21 protein-coding genes are annotated in these 19,362 nt (G+C 59.9%); 7 read left to right on the forward strand and 14 right to left on the reverse strand.

Annotated elements, in window-relative coordinates:
* Positions 1–13: 13 nt before the first annotated feature.
* Positions 14–1,132, reverse strand: a complete 1,119-nt coding sequence (locus AC1Q61_RS26255) for a methyltransferase (protein WP_042923118.1) — start codon at positions 1,130–1,132, stop codon at positions 14–16.
* Between the two features lie 129 nt (positions 1,133–1,261).
* Positions 1,262–2,377 carry a Glu/Leu/Phe/Val family dehydrogenase gene (locus tag AC1Q61_RS26260; RefSeq protein WP_042923116.1) on the reverse strand — a complete coding sequence of 372 codons (1,116 nt, stop codon included), beginning with the start codon at positions 2,375–2,377 and terminating at the stop codon, positions 1,262–1,264.
* Positions 2,378–2,596: 219 nt separating this feature from the next.
* Here AC1Q61_RS26260 and AC1Q61_RS26265 point away from each other — a divergent pair, with 219 nt between their 5' ends.
* Entirely contained in the window at positions 2,597–3,109 is a 513-nt protein-coding gene (locus AC1Q61_RS26265) for an Lrp/AsnC family transcriptional regulator (RefSeq protein WP_003941343.1), read from the forward strand.
* Between the two features lie 46 nt (positions 3,110–3,155).
* Positions 3,156–3,617 carry a 6,7-dimethyl-8-ribityllumazine synthase gene (locus tag AC1Q61_RS26270; protein WP_007726074.1) on the forward strand — a complete coding sequence of 154 codons (462 nt, stop codon included), beginning with the start codon at positions 3,156–3,158 and terminating at the stop codon, positions 3,615–3,617.
* Between the two features lie 56 nt (positions 3,618–3,673).
* Here AC1Q61_RS26270 and AC1Q61_RS26275 read toward each other — a convergent pair whose 3' ends face one another.
* Both AC1Q61_RS26275 and AC1Q61_RS26280 read right to left on the reverse strand, forming a co-directional pair.
* A complete protein-coding gene (locus AC1Q61_RS26275; RefSeq protein WP_238704732.1) occupies positions 3,674–3,853 on the reverse strand; it encodes a hypothetical protein in 180 nt (59 codons plus the stop codon).
* A gap of 212 nt (positions 3,854–4,065) precedes the next feature.
* On the reverse strand, positions 4,066–4,593 hold the full coding sequence (locus tag AC1Q61_RS26280) for a DUF3558 domain-containing protein (RefSeq protein WP_308251915.1): 528 nt from the start codon (positions 4,591–4,593) through the stop codon (positions 4,066–4,068).
* Between the two features lie 180 nt (positions 4,594–4,773).
* Here AC1Q61_RS26280 and AC1Q61_RS26285 point away from each other — a divergent pair, with 180 nt between their 5' ends.
* The 3 genes from AC1Q61_RS26285 (at position 4,774) to AC1Q61_RS26295 (ending at position 8,319) form a co-directional block, all read left to right on the forward strand.
* Complete coding sequence (locus AC1Q61_RS26285) at positions 4,774–6,450, forward strand: NAD(P)/FAD-dependent oxidoreductase (protein ID WP_042923114.1); 1,677 nt, start codon at positions 4,774–4,776, stop codon at positions 6,448–6,450.
* A 9-nt stretch (positions 6,451–6,459) separates the two neighbouring features.
* On the forward strand, positions 6,460–7,896 hold the full coding sequence (locus AC1Q61_RS26290) for an ATP-binding protein (RefSeq protein WP_003941311.1): 1,437 nt from the start codon (positions 6,460–6,462) through the stop codon (positions 7,894–7,896).
* Positions 7,897–7,965: 69 nt separating this feature from the next.
* Entirely contained in the window at positions 7,966–8,319 is a 354-nt protein-coding gene (locus AC1Q61_RS26295) for a UBP-type zinc finger domain-containing protein (protein WP_003941317.1), read from the forward strand.
* Position 8,320: 1 nt separating this feature from the next.
* Here AC1Q61_RS26295 and AC1Q61_RS26300 read toward each other — a convergent pair whose 3' ends face one another.
* Together AC1Q61_RS26300 and AC1Q61_RS26305 are read right to left on the reverse strand one after the other, a co-directional pair.
* On the reverse strand, positions 8,321–8,647 hold the full coding sequence (locus AC1Q61_RS26300) for a hypothetical protein (RefSeq protein ID WP_030536816.1): 327 nt from the start codon (positions 8,645–8,647) through the stop codon (positions 8,321–8,323).
* Positions 8,648–8,688: 41 nt separating this feature from the next.
* Positions 8,689–9,195 carry a DUF3558 family protein gene (locus AC1Q61_RS26305; protein WP_007726058.1) on the reverse strand — a complete coding sequence of 169 codons (507 nt, stop codon included), beginning with the start codon at positions 9,193–9,195 and terminating at the stop codon, positions 8,689–8,691.
* Between the two features lie 164 nt (positions 9,196–9,359).
* Between AC1Q61_RS26305 and AC1Q61_RS26310 the strand changes: the two genes are divergently transcribed.
* Positions 9,360–10,415 (forward strand): 2,3-butanediol dehydrogenase, encoded by a 1,056-nt coding sequence (locus AC1Q61_RS26310; protein ID WP_003941279.1) that lies wholly within the window; start codon positions 9,360–9,362, stop codon positions 10,413–10,415.
* Here the strand turns inward: AC1Q61_RS26310 and AC1Q61_RS26315 are convergent.
* The 3 genes from AC1Q61_RS26315 to AC1Q61_RS26325 form a co-directional block, all read right to left on the reverse strand.
* Entirely contained in the window at positions 10,405–10,728 is a 324-nt protein-coding gene (locus AC1Q61_RS26315) for a 4Fe-4S dicluster domain-containing protein (RefSeq protein WP_042923112.1), read from the reverse strand. The two genes, AC1Q61_RS26310 and AC1Q61_RS26315, sit on opposite strands and share 11 nt — an antisense overlap.
* Complete coding sequence (locus tag AC1Q61_RS26320; RefSeq protein ID WP_042923110.1) at positions 10,725–12,314, reverse strand: FAD-dependent oxidoreductase; 1,590 nt, start codon at positions 12,312–12,314, stop codon at positions 10,725–10,727. The genes AC1Q61_RS26315 and AC1Q61_RS26320 overlap by 4 nt, the downstream gene beginning before the upstream one ends.
* Positions 12,315–12,419: 105 nt before the next feature.
* Positions 12,420–12,665, reverse strand: coding sequence for a hypothetical protein (locus tag AC1Q61_RS26325; RefSeq protein ID WP_020908376.1), 246 nt, complete (start codon positions 12,663–12,665; stop codon positions 12,420–12,422).
* Positions 12,666–12,888: 223 nt separating this feature from the next.
* On the opposite strand from AC1Q61_RS26325, the gene AC1Q61_RS26330 reads away from it, so the two are divergent.
* Complete coding sequence (locus AC1Q61_RS26330; protein WP_042923108.1) at positions 12,889–13,269, forward strand: helix-turn-helix domain-containing protein; 381 nt, start codon at positions 12,889–12,891, stop codon at positions 13,267–13,269.
* Here the strand turns inward: AC1Q61_RS26330 and AC1Q61_RS26335 are convergent.
* From AC1Q61_RS26335 to AC1Q61_RS26355, 5 genes are all read right to left on the reverse strand, one after another.
* On the reverse strand, positions 13,266–15,059 hold the full coding sequence (locus AC1Q61_RS26335) for an AMP-dependent synthetase/ligase (RefSeq protein WP_042923106.1): 1,794 nt from the start codon (positions 15,057–15,059) through the stop codon (positions 13,266–13,268). The two genes, AC1Q61_RS26330 and AC1Q61_RS26335, sit on opposite strands and share 4 nt — an antisense overlap.
* Positions 15,056–15,517, reverse strand: coding sequence for a MarR family winged helix-turn-helix transcriptional regulator (locus AC1Q61_RS26340; protein ID WP_003941330.1), 462 nt, complete (start codon positions 15,515–15,517; stop codon positions 15,056–15,058). The genes AC1Q61_RS26335 and AC1Q61_RS26340 overlap by 4 nt, the downstream gene beginning before the upstream one ends.
* Positions 15,518–15,602: 85 nt before the next feature.
* A complete protein-coding gene (locus tag AC1Q61_RS26345) occupies positions 15,603–15,734 on the reverse strand; it encodes a putative transporter small subunit (RefSeq protein ID WP_003941363.1) in 132 nt (43 codons plus the stop codon).
* Between the two features lie 27 nt (positions 15,735–15,761).
* Entirely contained in the window at positions 15,762–17,414 is a 1,653-nt protein-coding gene (locus AC1Q61_RS26350; protein ID WP_252194522.1) for a sodium:solute symporter family protein, read from the reverse strand.
* 388 nt (positions 17,415–17,802) lie between these two features.
* A complete protein-coding gene (locus tag AC1Q61_RS26355) occupies positions 17,803–19,101 on the reverse strand; it encodes a plasmid pRiA4b ORF-3 family protein (protein WP_308251916.1) in 1,299 nt (432 codons plus the stop codon).
* Positions 19,102–19,362: the final 261 nt, after the last annotated feature.

The following is a 19,362-nucleotide window of genomic DNA, read 5'->3' on the forward strand; positions in this document are numbered from 1 at the left end:
ACTGAGAATGAATTCAGCGACGGCGAAGCCGCCAGAGCGAGGTCGTCTCTCGTGCCCGGGCAGCGTGAAGCGCATCGGTTCGGTCACTGACCTTTGCGTGCGTCGGCTTGACGTCCATGCGATCGACAACAGTGAGCCCACCGGCCGCAATCAGGTCGTGTAGTTCGGATCGCGTTCGGAGACCGAGGTGTTCGGCAATGTCCGAGAGGATCAGCCACGCTTCTCCCCCGTCGTCCAGATGCGCTGCGACACCAGTCAGGAAGCCCTTCAGCATCGCTCCAGCGGGGTCGTAGACGGCGTATTCGATGGGCGAGGTGGCCTTGGCCGGAATCCAGGGAGGATTGCAGACCACCAACGGAGCGGTGCCTTCGGGAAAGAGGTCTGCTTCCACCACGGTCACCTGATCGCCGTAGCCAAGCCGCGAGAGGTTGCTACGAGCGCATTGCAGTGCCCGGGGGTCCTGGTCGGTGGCCGTCACCGTCTGAACTCCACGCCGCGCCAGGACGGCAGCAAGAACGCCGGTGCCGGTGCCGATGTCGAAAGCCGATTCCGTCGACGGCAGTGGCGCAGACGCGACAAGATCGACATACTCCCCGCGGACGGGTGAGAACACTCCGAAGGCGGGATGCACTCGTGCGTCGAGAGCCTCGATGAAAACACCTTTGCGGTGCCACTCGTGAGCGCCGATCGCGCCGAGGATGTCACGCAACGAGCGAACCGAAGGCTCACCGGTAATCCCGAAAGCTTCGGTCAACGCGACTTGCGCGTCCGGGGCTCGCCGGAGTGGAATCGACAGATCTGCATCCAAGGGAATGAGCAGCATGCCGAGGATCTGCGCGCGGCGTCCTTGGGTCTGCCGGTGGAGATGGAAGGCTTTGGCTGGGTCGTCGGACGCTCGGCGCGGCTTGCGGTCGATGCGCGACGCGACGGCCTTCGACAGTTGGCGAGCGTTCTGAAAATCTCCGCGCCACAACAACGCCGTGCCTTCGCATGCCAAGCGATAGGCGTCGTCGGCCTTCATCGTGTCGTCGGCGACAACGATGCGCTTGGGCACCGGGGCGTTGCTCGTCGAACCCCAACGGGCCGATTGCTCGACGTCGTTCTCGGTCCACACTGCGAATTGTTCAGTCATGTAAGCCCTTCCGGCGTCCGACGCATAGCGGCCGGTCTACCGGCTGATGTGGTCCAGATCTGCAAAATCTGCTCGTCTGGTGTCCACACTAGTCGGGACCGGCCGCGCTACATGACTGCGAGAGGGATGTCAGCCCTTGGCTACGCGAGCTACCTCGGCGATCCGAGCCTCGGCGACCGCGTCAGCAGCCTCGCCGGCGAGGATTCCGTCGTTCTTCGACTTCGCGAAGATCTCGGTGACCGTGTCGAAGATCTTCTCGACCTTGAGCTTGACCTCTTCGGCCGAGTTGCCCTTCAGCTCGCCGGCAACCTGGATGAGGCCGCCGCCGTTTGCGACGTAATCGGGGGTCCAGGTGATGCCGCGGTCGCGGAGGATGTTCTCGACCTCGGGCACGGTGAGCTGGTTGTTGGCAGCGCCGCAGACAACCTCGGCCTTGATCGAGCGTGCGGTCGTGTCGGTGAGTGTTGCGCCCATCGCACACGGTGCGTAAACGTCGAGATCAGCGTCGATGATGCTGTCGACGATGCTCACCTGCGGGAAGTCCGCCTTGACGCGATCGAGCGCTCCGGCGTTGACGTCAGTCGCCAACACGGTTGCGCCGTCTGCGAGGAGAAGCTTGATCAGCTCGTAGCCGACCTTGCCTGTGCCCTCGACACCAACAGTCTTGCCTGCGAGCGACGGAGTGTCCCAATGCGACTGTGCCGCGGCGCGCATCGACTGGAATACGCCGAGGGCCGTCATCGGAGCGCTGTCGCCGGAACCGCCGACCGTAGCGTTGCGGCCGACGACGTAGTCGGTGTTACGACCGATGATGTCGAGATCGTTGGAGTTGGTTCCGACATCACCAGCGGTGATGTAGCGACCGCCGAGGGTCTGGACGAATTTTGCGTAGGCGCCGAGCAATTCGTCGGTCTTGGCCGTTGCGGGGTCGCCGATGATGACAGCCTTGCCGCCGCCGAGGTCGACGCCGGCAACCGCAGCCTTGTAGGTCATGCCGCGCGAGAGGCGCAAAACGTCTGTGACTGCGGCAGATTCGTCGGAGTACGGGTAGAAGCGCGTTCCGCCGAGCGCGGGACCGAGCGTCGTGGAGTGGATGGCGACGATGGCCTTGAGGCCGCTCGCGGGATCCTGGAAGAAGCTCACCTGCTCGTGGGGGTAATCGCGCAGGTAGTCGGCGCGATCGAACACGCCCGCAGTGTCGTCATGGGAAACAACGGAGTTCACGGGCTCGGCGGTGAGAGTCATTGTGGGATAGACCTTTCCGAAGGATAAACGGGGCGCAGTCGAAATATTGGGACGAATTGGCCGTTGGGTACTATTGGGGACAAATAACCCAAAGAGAATCCCGCTGAGCAATTCGTGGAACCAATGCTCTGCCTGAGTTACGATTTGGTCAATGCAAATCTCTTGAACTAGTCAATTCGATCATCCAGTGACTCATATCACTGAGGAGAGGTTCACAAAGTGCTCAGCATCGACAAGCTCGACGTCCAGTTGCTCGGTCTGCTCAGCAAGGACTCGAGGATGAGTGTGGCCGAGTTGGCCAACTCGTTGGGCGTCGCCCGCAACACCGTCCAGTCGCGAATGAAGCGCATGGAATCCAACGGACTTCTCACCGGGTTTCGGCCGAATCTCAATCTCCCCGAGGTCGGTATCCCGATTCAGGCATTTGTCGGTCTGGAACTCGAGCAGGGCAAGATCAGTGCAGTCGCTCGGAGTCTGACCGAGTTGCCCGAGGTGATCGAAATTCACGCCACGACCGGTCGCGAGGATTTGCTCGTTCGCGTCGCCACCTCGACGCACGCGGCCCTGCAGAAGTTGGCCGAGCAGATCGTGTCACTTCCAGGCGTCACGCATTCGACCACGACCATCGCTCTGACCAATCCCCTTCCGTATCGAATTCAGCCTCTCCTCGAGCACCTCACCAATGACGCCGGCTGGGGTCGTTCGACCGCCTTCCCCCGTCAGCAGGACTAGGACGGGTGGTCGCGTCGATGCTTCCCAGTGCGCTAGTTTCATGGTTATGAGTGAGATCCAGGGACAGCGCATCGCGTTCATTCAGGCGACGTGGCATCGCAACATCGTCGACCGTGCACGCGACGGATTCACCGACGCGATCGTCGAGCTCGGCTACCCCAAGGACACGGTTGATTTCTTCGAGGTACCGGGAGCTTTCGAGATCCCGCTGCACGCCCGGCGGTTGGCCAAGACCGGCCGCTACCAGGCGATCGTTGCCGCAGGTCTGGTCGTCGACGGCGGTATCTACCGGCATGACTTCGTGGCGACGGCTGTCATCGACGGTCTGATGCGCGTGCAGCTCGACACCGACGTTCCGGTTTTCTCGGTGGTCTTGACGCCGCATCACTTCCACGAGCACGCCGAGCACGTCGACTACTTCAGCACGCATTTCGTGAAGAAGGGCGCCGAGGCTGCGCGTGCGGTCGACGCCACCGTCAAGTCGTTGAAGGCCCTGCCCACCAACTAGTCGTTACCCAAGTCTCGCTGAGTCGAATGCCATCGGCTCAGCGAGATTTTTTGTGTCTATCGAGGGGTCTCGACGCTTGCCAGTGCGGAGGCATTCGAGTCGTCGACTTCGCCGTAGCGGTCGACGCATTGCTGGAAGAAGTCCCGCATCTCGGTGATTACAAGCGCATGACTGAGAAGAGACTTTTCGAGTGAATCGGCACCACCGGTGGCCTTTTGGGCAAACTTGCCAGCCATGTCTTTTCCCGACTGAAGTGTCCCAAAGCAGTCCAAGGCAGTAAGTCTGTTCAAGTTGCCTGCCATGTCTTGCAACTCGGCAAGAAACCCCTCACACGCGACGGCAAGCTGTGCTGCAACATTTGGGTCGAGGTCAATGCTGTGGGCACTTGGAGTTCGCCAGGTATGGGTCTCAGACATTAGATCCTCAATTCGGCCGATAGAACACGTGTTTAACTGGGGAGACGTTGATCGAGCAGGTTCGCGTAATGTTGCGTGAGCTCGCATGTCGACCCTTCGGGCTTAAGAGCAAGTTTGGTATCGACGCTGAGCCAAATCGCCCCCTGCGCAGCAGGCAAGGCGACGAAACATCTGACAAGGTCGGCATCCGCCTGAAGATGGAACTCGACGCCGTCTCGCTGGCCGATCGTCACGGGCTTGAATCCCACGTAGTTCGGATTCTGTTTGGTGGTCTCGATGGAACTTTCGGTCGAAAAAATCGACAAGTAATACCAGGACTCAGTCCACGAACAGATTTTCCAACCCGGCTGCTCGACGCCGGCGATATCAACTTCCTCGGTCGCCGGATCAAGCCCCACTTCTTCCAGAACCGAGTCTGGAATGTCGTTGCACGGATCGAACAAACCCTCTTGGCCGGATGCAGGCTCAGCCGCCCCCTCCACGACTGAGCTGCATCCTGCCGCAGCCCACACCAACACCCCAGCCATGAGCAGTCGCCCAACCCCCACCGACCCCCGCATGACACCCCCTGTTGATGTGGACCCACTGAATTGGATGCACCGGAGGCTCGATCGGTTCCCGCAATCAAGAAATTCCCAGTTCAGGTTCGCCGGTTCACTCAGAGCGCATCTTCAGCGATTGACGCTCAGCTCAGCAGTCGCATACTGGAGAGGTTGACTACGACTTCGGGAAGGCACCGAGTGAGCGCACCGAAAGCCCCGGCCAAACCAGCGATCCTCAGCGTCGACGACGATCCTGGTGTTTCGCGTGCCGTCGTTCGAGACCTTCGCAAACGGTACGGAGAGAAGTACCGAATCATTCGTGCGGAGTCCGGCGACCAGGCTCTCGAAACCTTGCGTGAAATGAAACTTCGCGGCGATGCAGTCGCTGTGATCGTCGCCGATTACCGCATGCCCGGTTTGAGTGGAATCGAGTTCCTCGAACAGGCAATGGACCTGTATCCCGTAGCTCGTCGCGTTCTCCTCACCGCGTACGCCGACACCGATGCTGCGATCGACGCCATCAACGTCGTCGACCTCGACCACTACCTCCTCAAGCCTTGGGATCCGCCGGAAGAGAAGCTGTACCCCGTCATCGATGCGCTGCTCGATGCCTGGGCAAGTTCGAGTCATCACCCCGCCGAGGAAACCAAGGTGATCGGCCATCGTTGGTCCGAGCGATCATCCGACGTCCGAGAGTTCTTGGCACGCAACCAACTTGCCTATCGCTGGTACATGTCGGACGAACCCGAAGGACAACGGCTGCTCTCCGCTGCCGGTACCGACGACCTGCGACTTCCCGTCGTCATCGCATCCAATGGGGATGTCCTCGTCGAGCCCACTGACGCCGAACTTGCCGACAAACTCGGGTTGAGTACTACTCTCTCCGAAGACTTTTACGATCTCGTTGTCATCGGCGGCGGCCCTGCGGGTCTAGGCGCTGCTCTGTACGGCGCTTCGGAGGGACTTCGGACGGTCCTCATCGAACGGCGAGCGACCGGCGGTCAGGCCGGCCAGAGTTCACGAATCGAGAACTACCTCGGCTTCCCCGACGGAGTTTCCGGCGCACAGTTGGCTGATCGCGCAAGACGCCAGGCAACCAAGTTCGGCGCCGAGGTCATCACCGCGCGAGACGTCACCGGTTTGGAAATCAACGGCTCGGCCCGCACAGTGCGTTTCGACGACGGTTCGTCGGTCGACGCCCATTCGGTCATCTTGGCGACCGGTGTTTCCTATCGCCAGCTTTCGGCGCCGGGACTCGATACATACACCGGCCGAGGGGTTTACTACGGATCGGCCGTCACCGAAGCTGCACGGTGCAGCGAGCAGGATGTGTACATAGTCGGCGGCGCCAATTCGGCAGGCCAAGCTGCGGTCTATCTCTCCCGCGGAGCTAGGTCCGTCACCATTCTCATTCGCGGCAACTCGCTCGAAGCCTCGATGTCCTACTACCTGATTCAGCAGATCGAAAAGAATCCGAAGATCACCGTGCGTACGTGCACGGAGGTAATCGGCGCTGAGGGTGACGATCACCTCGAACGAATCACACTGCGTAACAGAGCCACCGGAGAAGAAGACACTGTCGATGCTCAGTGGTTGTTCATCTTCATCGGTGCCGCTCCCCTGACCGACTGGCTCGGAGACGTGGTGGTCCGCGACGGAAATGGCTTCGTTCTTGCCGGCCCGGACCTTCCGTCCGAAGGCGTCACACCGGACGGGTGGCCGCTGGACCGCGCACCACATCATCTCGAAACCAGTGTCCCCGGAGTGTTTGTCGCCGGGGACGTACACGCCGAATCGGCCAAGCGCGTCGCGTCGGCCGTCGGAGAGGGCGCGATGGCCGTGATGTTCGTCCACCGCTATCTCGCTCAACAATAGGGAGATTCGATGTCCATTCCTGAATGCAGCCCAGACTTGCTTCGCACCCTGTTCCTGTTCGAGAAGCTCACCGACGATCAGCTCGAATCACTGTGCCAGGCAGGCCATATCACCGAGATCGATCGAGGTCAGGTCTACCTCGAAGGTGAGCCTGCCACCTGCTTCTACGTCCTCATCGAGGGCGAGGTGGTGCTGTCCAAGCTGTCGGGCGGCGAAGACATCGAGATCAACAGGACCACCCAGCGCGGCGTCTACTCGGGAGGCTGGACGGCGTATCTCGGCGATCGTGTACCGCAGGTCTACGCGGGGTCGATGCGAGTGACGACGCCTTCGACGTTTTTCGTCCTGGACGCCGACAAATTCGGCAACGCGATGCGCGAGTGGTTTCCGATGGCGGTTCATCTGCTCGAAGGTGTTTTCTTCGGCAAGAAGAACACTCAGCAGATCATCGATCAGCGAGAGCGACTCCTTGCACTCGGATCACTGTCGGCCGGGTTGACTCACGAGCTCAATAACCCTGCAGCCGCAGCGGTTCGAGCGACAGCCTCTTTGCGCGAGCGTGTCGCAGGCATGCGTCACAAACTGGGAATGGTCGCGTCGGGCACCTACGACCGCGATGCCCTCGTCACTCTCATGCGACTTCAAGAGGAAGTTGCAGAGGTTGTCGCCAAGGCGCCGACGCTCACTCCCCTCGAAGCCTCGGATCGAGAGGATTCGTTGGGTGAATGGTTCGAGGATCATTCGATTCGAGAGGGTTGGGATCTGGCTCCGACCTTCGTGCAGGCTGGTCTCGACACCGCTTGGCTCGAGAATGTTGCTGCAGCCGTTGACGAGTCCGTACTCGAAGGCGCAATTCGCTGGCTGAATTACACCATCGAATCCGAACTCCTGATGAACGAGATCGCCGACTCCACAACGAGGATTTCAACTCTCGTCGGTGCAGCTAAACAGTATTCTCAGATGGACCGCGCGCCCTTCCAGACCATCGATGTCCACGAATTGCTCGACAGCACGTTGATCATGTTGGGGCAAAAGATCGGAAGCGGAATCGAAGTCGTCAAGGAGTACGACCTTGCGTTGCCTCCGATCGACGCCTACGCCGCCGAACTCAATCAGGTGTGGACCAACCTGATCGACAATGCGGTGTCTGCCATGGACGGATCGGGAACACTCACCGTTCGGACAAGCCGCGATGGCGACCGCGTGTGCATCGAGATCTGCGACACCGGCGCCGGGATTCCCGATGACGTCATCGACAGGATCTTCGAACCCTTCTTCACGACTAAGCCTGTTGGTGAGGGAACCGGTCTCGGCCTTGATATTTCGTGGCGAATTGTGGTCGGCAAGCATCGTGGTGAGCTTCGGGTCACGTCGGAGCCCGGTAACACCCGGTTCAGAGTTTTGCTGCCCATCGCGGGCCCACCGCGGGATACACGCGACGACTAGCCACCTTGCACGGCCGGTAGGCAAAGCGCACGATGAAATGACCGACTTCAGTCAGCGAGAGGGTGGACCATGACCGACGGACTTCCAGCGGGGATCGATCCGAGCGTGCCGCCCAGTGGCGCGGGATGCGTCGAATGCGATGCGAGCGGCGGTTGGTGGGTGCACCTGCGTCGATGCGCGCAATGCGGTCACGTGGGGTGTTGCGACTCCTCACCGTCACAGCACGCGAGCAAGCATGCGGCCTCGACAAAGCATCCGTTCATGCAAAGCTACGAACCCGGTGAGGATTGGTTCTGGAGCTTCGAAACCAACGAGGCGTACGACGGACCTGAATTGGCGGCGCCCACTTCACATCCCGTAGATCAGCCGACGCCGGGACCTAAGGGTCGTGTCCCAGCCGATTGGCAGCAACACATCCACTGACTCAGTTCGGTTGGTCGATCGACCTCAAAGTCGAGGCGTTCGACGACTCCTGATCCAATGCGTTGTCGATGCAGGCTTGAAACTGAGCCTGCATTGCCTCCACGACCGCGATATGACTCGCCAACACATCGACGAGCGCATCCGGGCCGCCAACCGCCTTTTCCTCGAACTTAACCTGCAGTGCCCGGGCGGATCCGAGAGTGCCGAAGCCTCCCACTTGCCCGAGATAGTTCGCATCGTCCGACAGTGACCTGAACAGCGAAATTAGATCATCACACGCCTTCGCCAGATCCTCTGCGACCCTCTTCTCCAGATACAAACCGGACATCACATACTCCAATTCACTACGAGTCGAATCTCTTCCGAGCGTTATTCGGGAAGCAGCGGTAACACGGTCAGACCTACCCGCTCAACCAGTTCACACGAAGTTTCGGGGCGCTGGTCACCGACTTTCGCACCCACTCGAATCATCGCCGTGGACTGAGCAGTCGCGAAGGCGATATTGCACGCGGTGTCCGCCTTGTCATTGTGTTCCTGGAACATCAGGACCTCTCGGCCGGCAAGTTGAATTCGATGTAGATCGCGCATCACCGGATTTGCTTCGACGTCCGCAAGCGAGTGTGTTGTGGAAGTCAGACGGAGGAAGAACCAAGATCCTTCCCACTTGCATATATTGAACCCATCGATATGGGTGTTGACTATGTCAACCTCTTTTGTTGCCGGGTCAACTCCGACTCTCTCCAATTCCTCATTGCCGAGAACCTCACACGGATCAAACATCCCAATCACATCGACAGGGAAAGCCTCGCCCTCGACCGTCGAGGAACAACCCCCAACCAACAGCGCGGCCGCGACCAGGACCACTGCAACCCTCACTCCCACAGCACTCCCCCTCGTTCGCGGCCCGCTCACAGTATTGGACGCTCGCCAGCACCGATCGGTTCCACCCCATTGCATTCCGTTGCAACCCTTCACCCACGCCGATAATCGGCCTAGCGTCGATCTACCAGGGGATTCACAACGAAGTGAGGTGCGGATCAATGAAGGCAGCACGGTTCCACGGGCAGAAAGACATCCGGATCGAAGAGATCCCTGAGCCCGAATTGCGGCCAGGAACAGTCAAGCTGAAGGTCGCATGGTGCGGAATCTGCGGCACCGATCTCCACGAGTACCTCGAGGGACCGATCTTCATCTCCGCACCCGGACACCCGCATCCACTCTCACACGAGAATGCGCCGGTCACGATGGGCCACGAGTTCTCCGGCACCGTCGAAGAGGTCGGCGAAGGTGTCACGGACGTCGAGGTCGGCGAAAATGTTGTCGTCGAGCCGTACTTCGTCTGCAACGAGTGCGCCCCGTGCAAGGCGGGCAACTACCACCTGTGTACGAAGATGGGGTTCATCGGCTTGGCCGGCGGTGGTGGCGGACTCAGCGAGAAGGTCGTCGTCGACCGTCGCTGGATCCACAAGATCGGCAACATCCCGCTCGACGAGGCAGCTCTCATCGAACCGTTGAGCGTCGCCCACCACGCAGTCGTGCGCAGTGGTGCCGAAAGCGGCAACGTCGCCATCGTAGGCGGAGCCGGACCGATCGGACTCCTCGTTGCGGCAGTCCTCAAGGGTCTGGGTGTCACGACGATCGTCACCGAACTCAGCGAAGCCCGCAAAGCCAAGGCCCTCTCCAGTGGAGTCGCCGACTACGTCATCGATCCCACCACCGAAGACGTCAAAGCGCGCGTCCTCGAACTCAGCGGAGGCATCGGCGCAGACATCGGTTTCGAGTGCGCAGGCGTCAACGCAGTACTCGACACCATGCTCGACACGGTCAGGCCTGCTGGAGTTGTTGTCAACGTGTCGATTTGGGGCAAGCCCGCGACCATCGACATGCAGAAGCTGGTCCTCAAGGAGATCGATCTACGCGGAACCATCGCGTACGTCCGTGACCATGAAGCGGTCATCAAGATGGTCCAGGACGGTGTCGTCGATCTGGCGCCATTCATCACAGGTCGTATTCAGCTCGAAGAGTTGATCTCCGAAGGATTCACCACTCTGATCGAGCACAACGACACTGCGGTCAAGATTCTCGTCAGGTCGTGACCGGACGGGGCACCTCGGGACCCACCGCAGTCAGCGATCCGGGTGCCCTCCCTTTGCCCCATCCGATTTTCTCTCGGTAGCGGCCAATGTGATCGTCCTCGATCACATCGGCCGTTTCCACCGGTGTGGATTGCGGATGCACGTATAGCGCATCAGTCGGGCAGTATGCCTCACACATGAAGCAGGTCTGGCAATCCGATTGGCGCGCAATCACCGGGACGCCCGACGGCATCCGGTCGAAAACATCTGTGGGACAGACGTCTACGCACTTGTCGCAGCCGATGCATGCCGGCGCTGAAACCAGCTCGATCATGACGCCACCAGTGCAGACCCGACAGATTCGGAAGTCCGGGTCCACACCGAATCCAAACCGCCGGTGAGAACGTGATGGTGCTGCGTCACATCGAGTTCGGGAAAATCGTCCCGCTTGCTCATTCCCCGAGTCTCGGTCCGCGCCAACGTCGAGTGATACATCCACCGACCGACAGCCGTGATCGCGGCCGCTTGCCTCGCTGCCATCCGGCCTGCAGGATCGGCACCGAGATCCGCACTCACTGCACCCCATAGCGATTCGAGCTCACCGAGCGCTGCCGATACTCGATCACCGCTGCGGAGGTAGTTCTTGTCGAAGGGAATCAGCTGCACCTGAGCAGCTTTCACCACATCGTCGGCAGTAAACCCGGTACGTACCGGATTACGCAATCCGACGGTTCCGGCTCCGCGAAGGACACTGGTAGACCCGCGTCCGGCCGACAGCGCATAGCGCGCAGCACCGGTTCCCGCCCATGAACCAGAAGACATCGCCCAAGCTGCGTTGTGACTTCCCCCGCCGGTAAACCCTCCGCAGATTCGCTCTCGGGTTGCAGCGTCCCCGGCGGCAAACAGTCCTGGAACGGATGACGCGCAATCGTCGTCGACGACGTTGATTCCCCCAGTGCCGCGCACCGTGCCTTCAGCGAGCATGCCGACCTCGAATTTGTCGGTGAAGGGATCGATTCCGCGGCGATCGAATTGCAGGAAGAAGTTGGGCTGTCCCAGCCTCATTCGACGCTGCACCTCGGCGTCGGCCCGATCGATCTGCGCGAAGACGGGCTCGTTACGCAACGTGCTGGCGATGACGGACCTCCCCTTCGCCGAACCGGCCCCTTCGAGCACTCTTCCGTCTGCATGGAAGAACGTCGCGTACGCGTAGTAAGCCGTCTTGGTGATCGTCGATCCGGCCGCTGCGATTCCGTACGCGTTCGAGAACTCCATCCCGGAGAACTCGGCTCCGACTTCCGCTGCCATCAATGCACCGTCACCGGTATCGACGTTGGTACCCAACGCACCGGACAGAAACGCACAACCTCCGCTGGCGACCACTACCGCGCCTGCCGAGACTCGGTAGTCCTGGTGTTCGTGGCGTTGGTAGCCCGCAGCTCCGCGAACTCGTCCTTCGCCGTCCACCAACAGCTCCAGCGCCGGCGAATGATCGAGGATCCGCACACCGGCTCGACGAATCCAGGTGCGCATCCGTCGCATGTACTCAGGCCCCTGCAAGCCGGTGCGTATCTGCTTGCCCGTGCTGGTGTCGACGGGGAAGGGATATCTGCCCTCCACCGCGAGGAGATCCATGTTGGAGTAGGTCTGCGCGAGGACGCGGTCCATCCAATGGTGGTCGGCAAGATATCCGCCGAGCGCCTCACGACCGGCCTTTGCCCGCTCACGGGCAGTCGTATCCGGTTCGACGTACCAAACACCCGTTCCGGAGGGGGCCGTTGCGCCGCTCGTTCCGCAGTAGCCCTTGTCGACCAGGACGACGTCTGCACCGGCCTTGGCCGCGCGCAACGCTGCCCACGCGCCGGCGGGGCCACCACCGATCACCAATACATCGGTGGAGAGTTCGAGGACGTCCGTCACTGGCCAGCTCCTGTCAGAGGTCTACGCAACACTTCTGTTGCCGCAATATTCCTCGAACGAACTACCCAGCGCCACAGTCAGAATCACTGTGAACTCAACCGGTCGCTACGACGCTTCCCGCTCCTCGTCGGTGCACAACGCGGAGTACTTGGCGAAGGCTTCCTGCAAGGTCAGCGATTTGCGTCGCTCGGCGATGTCGCGGGGCTTTCCCTGTGCAACACATCGACGAGCATGCTCGATCACAGCTTCACGAATGACGCTGGAAATGTCCGCGCCCGTGAGCTCTTGGAGGGTCTCTAGGGCCCTCAGTTCCTCTACGTCGAATCTCACCGTTACCGATCGTCTAGCCACGCTCAGGATGTTACTTGCGGGTACACCAAATTTGGTGAGTTACATATGCGTCGAGTCGAATATCTTTGGGCGCCAAAACCTTCGAATTCCGATCTACGTGGGTAAATAGTTTTCCACTCACGGCACTCATGTAATGCAACGCACACGGCGCTAGCCAGCGTGCCGACGGACACTGTCGCTGTCTATGCTTGCGAAACACTGCCTTCGATCGGAGATATACCGCGTGAGCATCGACCACATCGTTTCCGCAGTCGACGGCGATGCTGCCGAGCGAATCAAAACGGCCCTGACCCAGAGAGCCGCAACCTCGACGGACACGACCACGCTGGTGTTCGACGGCGTCCGGATCGAGATTCCACCGTCGGTCGGCGACGCCGTCGTGCAGCTCCTGACCTACCTCGCTGCCGGGGACAGCGTCACCCTCGGGCCAGTCGCAGAGCTCCTCACCACCTCGCAGGCAGCAGAGATCCTCGGCGTTTCGGACACGTATGTGCGCAAACTCGCCGACGCCGGGAAACTCCCGATCGAACTACGCGGCACCCACCGCAGGTTCCGCCTCGACGACGTGATGGCTTACCGCGAGCAGTTCCCCAAACGCGCCTAGCTCTTCGCGTACATTCCTTCGATCTCTTTCGAGAACCGATCGACGACGACATTGCGCTTGATCTTGAGCGTCGCTGTCATCTCACCGTCTTCCTCGGTCAGATCGCGATCGAGAATGACGAACTTCTTGATCGACTCTGCATGTGAGACAGCGGCATTGGCGTCGTCGACGGCCTTCTGCAGCTCCGCTCGAAGGTCCTTGTCGTCACGTAGTTCGGCGACGGTGGCACCAGAAGGCTTGCCGTTCTCCGCCCTCCACTTCTCGAACACCTCGGGGTCGACGGTCAGCAACGCCGTGATGTAGGTCTTCCCGTCGCCGACGACGACTGCCTGCGAGACGATGGAATGCGAACGGATACGGTCTTCCATCGGGCCGGGCGAGACGTTCTTGCCGCCCGCCGTCACCAGAAGATCCTTCTTGCGTCCGGTGATGGAAAGGTAACCTTCGCTGTCGAGTTCACCGAGATCACCGGTTCGCATCCAGCCGTTGACGAATGTCTCTTCGGTGGCCTTGTCGTTCTTCCAGTATCCCTTGAAGACGACTCCACCGTTGAGTTCGATCTCGCCATCCTCGGCGATGCGAACCCCGTTGCCGCCCATCGGCTGTCCGACGGTTCCGATCTTCTGAGCACCCGGGACGTTGACGCAGTGCGCTGCTGTGGTTTCGGTGAGGCCATAGCCTTCGTAGATCGGAACTCCGAGCCCACGGAAGAAGTGCCCCAGTTCAGGAGTGAGGGCGCCGCCGCCGGAGATCGCGAACCAGCACTCGCCGCCGAGAGCCGCGCGAAGTTTCGAGTACACGAGCTTGTCTGCCACTGCGTGCTTCACCTTCAGGATCAGCGAGGGACCGCCCTTGTCGAGAGCCTGGCTGTACTCCTTTGCAGTGGCTTCTGCGAAGGCGAAGATCGCGCCGGGAATCTTTCCACCGGACTCCGCCTTGCGTGCTGCGCCGTCACGAACTTTTTCGAATACACGCGGAACACCGAGGATGGTGTTGGGCTTGTACCGCTCGAATTGAGTTGTAATGGTGGCAAAGTCGGACCAGTGCGCCTGCGAAGCGCCAGCTTCGAACGTCGCAAGGGACACCGCGCGGGCCAGTACGTGAGCGAGCGGCAGGAAGGTCAGGACTCGGTTTCCCGGAACCGCCACCTTGCCGATCGATGCCGTGAGAATCCCGCGCACCTCGGACAAGAAGTTGCGATGCGTGAGGATGCATCCCTTGGGACGGCCTGTGGTGCCGGAGGTGTAGACGAGTGACGCCAGATCGTCGGCCTTGATGCCCGCGAGTCGCTTCTTCAGCTCGGTATCGTCAACGTCGGCGCCCTGTGCGGTCAGCTTATCGACTGCTCCGTCGTCGATCTGCATGACGGCCTTGAGAGAGCTTGGCGCGTCCTGGAACAGCTGCTCGTGCGCGCCGGTTTCGACGATCGCGATGACGGCCTCGGAGTCTTCGAGGATCCAGCTGACCTGCCCCTGAGACGACGAGTCGTAGATCGGAACGGTAGCGGCGCCGGCAGCCCAGATGGCGAAGTCGAAGAGCGTCCACTCGTATCGGGTCGCGGAGAGGAGTGCGACGCGGTCGCCTGCCTGCACCCCGGCTGCAATGAGACCGTTTGCGACGCCGGTGACCTGCTCGGCGAACTCTTTGGCTGTGACGTCTACCCAACCCTCTCCCTTGGGGCGGGAGAACACCGTCAGTTCGGGCGTGCGCTCGGCGTGAGTGAAGACGGTGTGCACCACAGACTCATTGTCGGAGATGGTGAACTGGGCTTTGGCGCTGTACTCACTCACAGGGTGTCATCTCCGTTGGTCTGCGATTCGATGCTGATTCTGAAGCGGTGGAGTGCGCGGGCGAAGTCTGCGACCTCGGACTCGGTCCAATCGTGCAGCCTGCCGGCGACTTGGTCGAGCCGACGCGCGTCGGCGGCGTCGAGGTATTTGCGGCCAGCCTCCGTGAGGTGCAGCGGATTGCCCTGACGAACGGATCCCGGATCGGCATATACCCAGCCTGCCTCGATGCACCCGCGCACTTGACGCGAGATGGTCGAGCGGTTGACGCCGAAGACTTCGGAGATCTCCGTGGCCTTGCATCCGTCATTGCGGCCGATGAAGGAGAGGAACGAATGCTGGGCGATCGACGGGTGGTCATCGGAATGCCGATCCCCCGTCATCAACTGCCGCGTCAGGTGCACCAGCTCGTCATGAACGGCTGGTGGACCGGTGAGCGCCATTGCTCCGTCGTGTTGCACTGGGCAACTATAACGCTGCCCCCAGTGTCCGACGCAATATGACCGCCGCCACCGACAAGAAGTCCGTCGGTGGCGGCGTGAAAAGTTAGACCAGATCCTCACCGTTGCGGCGAGCAGTTGCCCAATCCTTGAAGAATCCCTTGCTGATGACTCCCAGCACGACCAAGACCAACGCCGGCCAGATCAGAACATAAATGGTCAGTAGAGCTGTACTCATTCGTATTCCTTCCACTTGTCTCGACGGTTACTTTCCGGACGCTCCCACGGCAGGAAGCTCGTCATCGTCGAAGTCTCCCGTCCGCTGCTTGATCAGTTCGAAATCGAACGTCTCACGCTGATTGACGGACATCGCAAAGCACACGACGGTACTGACGGCATAGGCCACCAAAGATCCGCTGAGCGTTGGGTAATCGTGCAGGAAGCCGATCGCGAACGGCGCGGACAGCACGATCGCCAGGCCACCGACGATCTGCGCAACCTTCAGACCGAAGAATCCAAATACCATGAGTCCCAGCACCACTCCGATACCGATAACGGCAACGATGTCGGAGAAGAGCCCGAACATCCCATCCATCGGCACCCAACTGAATCGGACGGGCAAGAAGGCGGCAAGCGCCACCAGAACCGACACAGTGAAGGCCTTGTTGGTGACCTTTCCCCAATAGAAGCTCGCGATAACCGGGAACACCAGCGCGCCCCACAGCGCGCCGACGAACACCAACAGATCAAGAATGCTCAGTTGCAGACTTGCCAAGGAGATAGCCGCCGCCGTGGCAACTATCATCGTTACTCGGCCGATGAGCAGCATCCGTCGAGGGTTCGCATTGGCCTTGCCTGCGACGGCTTGGCCGTAAACGTCGGTCATCACGATGGACGAGAGCGCAGCAAGGTCCGAGTCTGCCGTCGATGACAGCGCGCCGATGATCATGACAAAGAAGACGGCCAGCAAAATTCCGGGCAGGTACGACGCGGCCATCTGCGGAATCAGGTTGTTGACGTCACCATCCATCGGCTCGATTCCGAGGTACAGAGCGAGAACACCCAGCATTCCGACACCAATGACCGTTGCGCCGTATCCGACGGTTGCGGTGATGAAGGTGGGCTTGATCAGGTCTTCGCGGACCGCGAACAGACGTTGGGCAATGGTCTGGTTGCCGATTGCGTAGGCAAGAACTGCCGCGATGTACGGCGCGCCCTGCTCGAAGAAGGCAACGCTCGAGAAGAAGTTGCCCTGCTCAGCAGTAAGGTTGCCTGCCCCGGATTCGAAGGCTGCCGGGAACCCTGCCGCAAAGAAGATGAACGGCAATAAAACCGCTACCGCACCGAGCATTCCGATCAGCTGAACGAAGTCGGTCAACACCGAAGCGCGGAAGCCCGACCACAACGTGTACAGCAAAACGCCCAGCGCAACGATGAACACACCCTGGATGAAGTTGAACGGCGAAAGCAACGCGATCAGCAGACCACCAGCGAGGAAGTTCGACATCAAACTGATGAGACTGCCGACGATATTGGAGCCCGCGAGCATCAGCTGACTCGAGCGTCCGTGCCGCGCGTACATGACCTCAGCCAGGGTGTGGGCTTTCGGCGCTACTTTGCGAATTCGCTGGCCGAACGGATAAATGAAGAGAATCATCAACGCGCCCCACAAACCGTAGTGAATGGGGCCGGAGATTCCGTAGGTGTAGCCAGAAGTGGCAGATGCGTACATCGACGACGCCCAAATCCAGGTGGCCGTCATGCTCGCGGCCGAAACACCAAATCCTAATTTGTTTCCGGCGGTCATAAAACCGTCGGCATTTTCCTGTTTCTTACCAATACGAAGAGAAATCAGAAATGTTCCACCATAAAAAGCAACAAGCAGTGAAACAATTACCAAGGTACTGAACTGGACCATGTCGGACCCCGTCACATGCCACATCCTTCGCACATAATCGGCAGAGCAAAGCGCAAAACCCCTGTTCAGGATCTTTGCGCTTCGTTTCTGCACGCCCTAGGAGCGACCGCCATACCAACACCGGTCACATATTCAATTGACTAGCAACACGCACTTCGTCTTTTCGGAAACCCAACCTCCACAAAATAAATCTTCTGCGCAAGCTTTTGGCTCGACCACGCAATTCAACAACTGAGAATCGACCGTAGCATAATGGCAATTTCGAACAAAAACTCCGATATTTTCCCACCCGAAAATATTCATGTTTCCGCCGCAGTAAAATCGTGCGCTTCCAGCGCATATAACAACTCCGCATCGATTGAAATCGATGCTCGATTCGATCGCTCAGCTACTTCGACAGGACCATCCTGGCAAACCGTCGGCCCCACTCGGGATCGGCGGAAACATGCTGGTCCAGCGGATTGGAGACAATCGCCCCGATCATTCGCAGGTACACGAGAGTGTCTCGCACCATCCACGTCCAATCGTCGTCCCCGAGTCGTGTTCCGTCTGTTGTCGACCAACCCAATGCCGTGAGGCCTTCGATCATCACTTCACTACGTTCGGACTCCGACAAGCCGGCAGCCAACGTAAGGAACAGAATTCGGCCGGCTTCCTGCGCCATCTCACCCTTTCCCAACGGCATGGCCGACACGATGTGACGCCACAGCTCGCCTTCATATGCAAGCACTGACGCGCCGAGTCGAGTCAGAAGCAATGTGCCTCGGAGTTTCCGGACAAATCTCAGTGTCTTTGCGACTTCAACGAGTACTGCTAATTGCGAGTCACTCCCTGCCGTGACACCGATCCAGTCGCTGCCCCAATCGAGTTCGTCTCGGGCGGCCGCAACATGGTCCGAAGGAAGTGCCCCGGACGCCGTCAAAACAATCCCACCACCTCGCGCGGAGTTCAGCAGCCACAGCAGTTGGCAGGTTGCTCCCTCACGCATCACCTCGAAATAGTTGTCATATCCGCCACGAAGCTCCGATTTGGCAACTGCGGCAAACAGTTTCGGCGCGGAATGAACCGACAGGCGGCGCAAGAAATTCTCGAACAGCGAGCTTTCCACGGGCGGTGATTTATGCAATGCCACTGCAATGGTGACTGCTGCATTGGACTCTGCGGGAACAAAACGTTCGGGATCGAACAGTCCGGTACTCGCCTGCACGTTCAGGAACTCGCGATACCCGATCGGACCGCCAGAATCCTCCGGCGGGCACGCTCTCTCGCCGTCGAGACAGGATGGCTCAGAAATCGGCTGGTCTTCGACAATCTGCTCGAGAACCAACGTGTGACTCCACCTTGCGCGGGCGTTGTACTCATAACGGACGTACTCCCCGACCGCGGTAACTGCCTCGTCGATCCGGACTTCGTCCTCACCAAACTCGTCTTCCTGGTATCCGTCGCGCTCGATCACCTCTGGCGCGATATACCGATCTGGGCCATTGTCCGTTGAATGATGGACACTCACCCACTGATGAGCGTGTTGATCTCCCCACCCCATCACCGCCTGCACAATCGAATGAAGTTGGTCCAGTTCGATATTCGACGGGACCGAAAACCGACTCCAAATAGGCGGCGTGATGCAATCGAGTTCGATCCGCATGACAAAGTTCGCCACCTCCGGCCGTCGACGCTGATTCCGCATCTGCCTCGGCGTAAGGACCTTCATCTGGCTTTGCGCCGCTTGATATGCAGGTACCAAACGCAGATGTGAAGCTCGCCGAACTCGCTGACCCGTCATGTATGGAGGCTAGATCTACCTACCGACAGCCGAGATACTCACTGCCACAAGGTTGCCCGATTTGTCGGGGCTCGCATCTTGTCGCTGGTCGGCTGTCAAGTCCAGATCAACACGGACCTACCCAGGCATCTTTGATCATCCACTGCGCGGACAATAGTGTGCGCC

Source organism: Rhodococcus sp. MPR-R1B (assembly GCF_058793255.1).

Coding starts and splice junctions, on each gene's coding strand:
- AC1Q61_RS26290 (WP_003941311.1), top strand. CDS start 6,460: ATGTCCATTCCTGAATGCAGCCCAGACTTGCTTCGCACCCTGTTCCTG.
- AC1Q61_RS26260 (WP_042923116.1), bottom strand. CDS start 2,377: ATGACTCTCACCGCCGAGCCCGTGAACTCCGTTGTTTCCCATGACGAC.
- AC1Q61_RS26310 (WP_003941279.1), top strand. CDS start 9,360: ATGAAGGCAGCACGGTTCCACGGGCAGAAAGACATCCGGATCGAAGAG.
- AC1Q61_RS26275 (WP_238704732.1), bottom strand. CDS start 3,853: ATGGCTGGCAAGTTTGCCCAAAAGGCCACCGGTGGTGCCGATTCACTC.
- AC1Q61_RS26255 (WP_042923118.1), bottom strand. CDS start 1,132: ATGACTGAACAATTCGCAGTGTGGACCGAGAACGACGTCGAGCAATCG.
- AC1Q61_RS26295 (WP_003941317.1), top strand. CDS start 7,966: ATGACCGACGGACTTCCAGCGGGGATCGATCCGAGCGTGCCGCCCAGT.
- AC1Q61_RS26355 (WP_308251916.1), bottom strand. CDS start 19,101: ATGCGGAATCAGCGTCGACGGCCGGAGGTGGCGAACTTTGTCATGCGG.
- AC1Q61_RS26270 (WP_007726074.1), top strand. CDS start 3,156: ATGAGTGAGATCCAGGGACAGCGCATCGCGTTCATTCAGGCGACGTGG.
- AC1Q61_RS26300 (WP_030536816.1), bottom strand. CDS start 8,647: ATGTCCGGTTTGTATCTGGAGAAGAGGGTCGCAGAGGATCTGGCGAAG.
- AC1Q61_RS26315 (WP_042923112.1), bottom strand. CDS start 10,728: ATGATCGAGCTGGTTTCAGCGCCGGCATGCATCGGCTGCGACAAGTGC.
- AC1Q61_RS26280 (WP_308251915.1), bottom strand. CDS start 4,593: ATGCGGGGGTCGGTGGGGGTTGGGCGACTGCTCATGGCTGGGGTGTTG.
- AC1Q61_RS26350 (WP_252194522.1), bottom strand. CDS start 17,414: ATGGTCCAGTTCAGTACCTTGGTAATTGTTTCACTGCTTGTTGCTTTT.
- AC1Q61_RS26345 (WP_003941363.1), bottom strand. CDS start 15,734: ATGAGTACAGCTCTACTGACCATTTATGTTCTGATCTGGCCGGCGTTG.